7 protein-coding genes are annotated in these 3,657 nt (G+C 47.4%); 2 read left to right on the top strand and 5 right to left on the bottom strand.

The genetic code is table 11. The features are described from left to right. The 5 genes from J4G38_RS27950 to J4G38_RS27970 form a co-directional block, all read right to left on the bottom strand. Positions 1-193 (bottom strand): hypothetical protein (locus tag J4G38_RS27950; protein WP_226164082.1); only part of this gene is annotated, 193 nt, incomplete at its 3' end. A gap of 949 nt (positions 194-1,142) precedes the next feature. Next, positions 1,143-1,304, bottom strand: coding sequence for a hypothetical protein (locus J4G38_RS27955; protein ID WP_210522194.1), 162 nt, complete (start codon positions 1,302-1,304; stop codon positions 1,143-1,145). A 67-nt stretch (positions 1,305-1,371) separates the two neighbouring features. Further along, complete coding sequence (locus J4G38_RS27960) at positions 1,372-1,620, bottom strand: hypothetical protein (protein ID WP_210522195.1); 249 nt, start codon at positions 1,618-1,620, stop codon at positions 1,372-1,374. A 112-nt stretch (positions 1,621-1,732) separates the two neighbouring features. Then, positions 1,733-1,927, bottom strand: a complete 195-nt coding sequence (locus J4G38_RS27965) for a hypothetical protein (RefSeq protein ID WP_210522196.1) — start codon at positions 1,925-1,927, stop codon at positions 1,733-1,735. 30 nt (positions 1,928-1,957) lie between these two features. Then, entirely contained in the window at positions 1,958-2,152 is a 195-nt protein-coding gene (locus tag J4G38_RS27970; protein WP_210522197.1) for a hypothetical protein, read from the bottom strand. Positions 2,153-2,350: 198 nt separating this feature from the next. On the opposite strand from J4G38_RS27970, the gene J4G38_RS27975 reads away from it, so the two are divergent. Together J4G38_RS27975 and J4G38_RS27980 are read left to right on the top strand one after the other, a co-directional pair. Then, positions 2,351-3,292 carry a replication initiation protein gene (locus J4G38_RS27975; protein WP_210522198.1) on the top strand — a complete coding sequence of 314 codons (942 nt, stop codon included), beginning with the start codon at positions 2,351-2,353 and terminating at the stop codon, positions 3,290-3,292. Positions 3,293-3,344: 52 nt separating this feature from the next. After that, on the top strand, positions 3,345-3,657 hold a 313-nt coding region (locus tag J4G38_RS27980), incomplete at its 3' end, for a hypothetical protein (protein WP_226164083.1).

Below are 3,657 nucleotides of genomic sequence, written 5' to 3' on the forward strand. Positions count from 1 at the left end.
AAGCCCGGAAAGCCCGGAAAGCCCGGAAAGCCCGGAAAGCCCGGAAGCCCGGAAAGCCCGGAAAGCCCGGAAAGCCCGGAAAGCCCGGAAAGCCCGGAAGCTCTCCTCCCATGGCGAGCGGCGAGCGGCGGCGGAGCACACATGGCGAGCGGAGCGAAGCCCCCACCGGAGCAGGAGCAGCAGCAGGAACCATGAGCTTATTTTTTCTTGTGCTGTTTTTTGCGGCTGTCGCCTATCGGCGGCAGCGGCGGCGGCTCTCCTCCCATGGCGAGCGGCGAGCGGCGGCGGAGCACACATGGGATGACAGCAGCAGCGGCGGCAAAATCCACCGTTCCGGCACGGGTCGGCTGTCCGGGTTGATGACAGCAGCAGCGGCGGCAAAATCCACCGCAGCAGCACCCCGTAAGGCACATTGGCGAGCGCAGCGAAGCCCCACCTGCAGAGAGCTGCTCTTTTGTTGTGCTGCTGTGTTGTTGATCCGGTGTTCGAGTAGCCCGGCAGCAGCACCCCGTAAGGCGCATTGGCGAGCGCAGCGAAGCCCCACCTGCAGAGAGCTGCTCTTTTGTTGTGCTGCAGTGTTGTTGTCTTTTGTGGGCCCTGCCTTCGGCCGTGCCGGCTGTGGCATAGCAGCAGCAGGATCCACCGCAGCAGGGACCCCGGCAGGCGTAGTGGCGAGCGCAGCGAAGCCCCACCGCAAAGAAGCTGCTCTTTTGTTGTGCTGCAGTGTTGTTGTCTTTTTGTGGGCCCGGCCTTCGGCCGTGCCGGCTTTGGCATAGCAGCAGCAGCCACCGCAGCAGGGACCCCGGCAGGCGTAGTGGCGAGCGCAGCGAAGCCCCACCTGCAGAGAGCTGCTCATCAGCTTATTTGTCTTTGTCCTTTGCACTATCTATTATTAGTTTGTCGATGAAGGCGCTTTTATTAGAATGTTCATGCAAAATTTTATTAGCTGATGAGCTAATTCTTAATGTAATCGTATGTGTTCGACCCGTCGAAGGTCTCCCGGTCGCGAATCGTGTTCCTGGAGTAATTTTTTCTTTGTCCATCTTTATATTTTTAGTAGTAGTACTCAACGACACCCGCCCATGGGCAGGATGCCGATTGTTTTTTGCCAAAGCCGGCCCGGCCACTGGCCGGGCCCGCTTCTATTCGTCGACCTCTACAATGTTATCTCGGCTGAGATATTCCTGCAACAGGTCGAGACCTTTCCAGATCTCTTTTTTGAGCTCATCATCAGAACAGTGGCAATACGCAGCACGAATAAATTGCTCTGCCTTTGCTGCTAGTGTGTAATCATGTACTTTCATAGTCGAATAATTTGAAGACCCGTTGCCGCTGCTGTGCAGCGGCTTTTTGAAAGAGAGAAAGAGTTTTTTAATCGAGGTGCTCTACTACTTTGTTATCGGCAAAGAGGTCGATGTCGAATACAGAGCATTTTTTGCCGTTGACAATGGCGTTTTTCTCGCTGGTGTCTTCTGCAATGTAGCCAATTAAGAGATATTCTCCTTTATCGTCTACTCCTCTAAATGTGAAGAATCTAAAGTGCGTAATGTCGTAAGAGAAATCCGGGTGAGTGATAGCTTTGATAACTCCCGAACTAAGAATTTTTTCGATGCGAGTCATAACTCAAAATCTTTAAGTGATAAATAATTGTTCCGTAGGCCGCTGCTGGGCAGCGGCAAAAAGAGAAAAAAAGATTTGTCCCGTAGGCCGCTGCTGGGCAGCGGCTTTTGATCTATTTCACAGTTACAATAAATGTTCCTGCAACAACAGTGGGTTTTAAGGTGTAAGAAGTAAATAAGGGGGGACAAAAAATATGTTTAATATAAAAATGGATGTCCTCACGAGATGCTAAAATAGCAACACGTTCGCCTTCACCATTATAGATGTGGTAAAGTTTTGAATGTTTTACAATGAGTAGAGTCTTCATAATAGTAAGTATTAATGTTATTTTATCACGTTACCAAATGGTGCAAATACTTTCCAGATCTACGCCCTTGCCGAGAGCAAAGCCTTTGGCAAACATCAACACATTTTCAAAGATACCGTTAGTGTAGATGTAGTTGTCGGTCTCGACGTTGCGAAATGTATAGCCGAATATCTTTCGACCGTACCCGTCGGTATTCTCATAAGTTGTAATCTCGTAAGTCTTCATAATAGTAAGTATTAATGTTGTTTTATCACACTGCAAAGATAAGCATTTTTTTCCATATATGCAATATTTTAAGAGCTTATTTTATTGCATTTAAGGCCTCTAATAGTTAATAATAGTTAAATGGAGATAACATATAACATTTGATATTGGATGTTATAGATAAAAAGCCTATATTTGCAGCAGCTAAAAATAAATTATATGAAGCAAAAACAAAGTTATCTTAGCACAGTAGTTAAGGGAGATATGAATCTTTATGAAGTTCGTATCTTTATGCTGATAGTCGAGCAGGCGCAGACAGTGATCGAGGGCGAGAAGTTGAAAGACATCATCGGCAAGGCCTTTTCTTCCGATCGCCTTAATATCAATTTCTCGGTGCAAATGAATCGGCTGGTAGCTAATCGACACCATTACGATGTTATCTTAGACGCTTGCGAGAGACTCTCCAAAAGATTCGTCAAAATCAGAGACGAGCAAGGAGGGCGGCGTCTCATGAGCCCTTTCCTCTACAATATCATCTTGGAGGAAGGCAGCGGTGTTTTGCGGTTTTCGGTCGCTCACTGGCTGGTTGATTATATCCTCGATTTCACGCACGGAATTTGCCGCTACGATCTCGAAGTTGCCCTTTCTTTTCGCTCTGCTTTTGTTGCAAGGCTCTACATGCTTTGCGCAGGCCAGACTCGAAAATTCGCCGTTTCCATCGAGTTTTTGAAGCAATTCCTCGGGGTCCAAGAAAAATACAAACAGACAGCAATGTTTTTGCGCCGTTGCATCGATCCTGCAGTATCAGAGATCGAGAAGAAGAATGTGAGCGGATTTCGCTACGAGACAGTAGCCGGCCAGCGCGGCAAAATTGAGAAGCTGGTCATCATTCCTGTGAAAAGAGGGCAGGAAGCCGAGCGGCGGCGGCTGGGGCAAGGCTCCCTTTCTGTTTTTGCGCCGTCTCTGCTGGTCCAATACCTTACGATGTCTTGCGGCTTCTCAAATCGTGAATTGAGCGCTAACAAGGAGGTGCTCGGAGAGCTGGCCAAGAGAGAAAATTGGCAGGAGATCATTACCCGCATCGTGAAGTTCGCGAGGGCAAAGGACACTCCAAAGCGCTACATAATCGGAAGCCTTAAAAAGGAGCTGAAGAAGAAATAAATAAAGAAACCCGGCTTTCACAAGTCGGGTTTTCAAATGCTAACCTTTTTAATTGAAAAGCCTCGCAGCCACGCTTGCTGCCTTTTCGACTACTACTTTTATCCTTTTCAGAACGGACTTGATTGAAAAATATTGTTTAACGTATGCGAATATGATGAACGTGATAAAAATAAGTAATATCAAAATCGGGATTGCTATCTTATACGGAAATTTGCGCTCTGAGCCTTTATTTTTCTTTGCCTTACTGATAGCCGCCGTTTGTGCTTTTATGAGCTTGGAGGGCAAAAAAACCGTATCCTTGGCGATTTTTGTTTGTCCCTTTAGCCTTATTGTCTTTGTTTTCGTCGTTGTGGTCGTGACAAAGA

This window comes from Hymenobacter terricola (assembly GCF_017921975.2).
Lineage (GTDB): Bacteria > Bacteroidota > Bacteroidia > Cytophagales > Hymenobacteraceae > Hymenobacter > Hymenobacter terricola.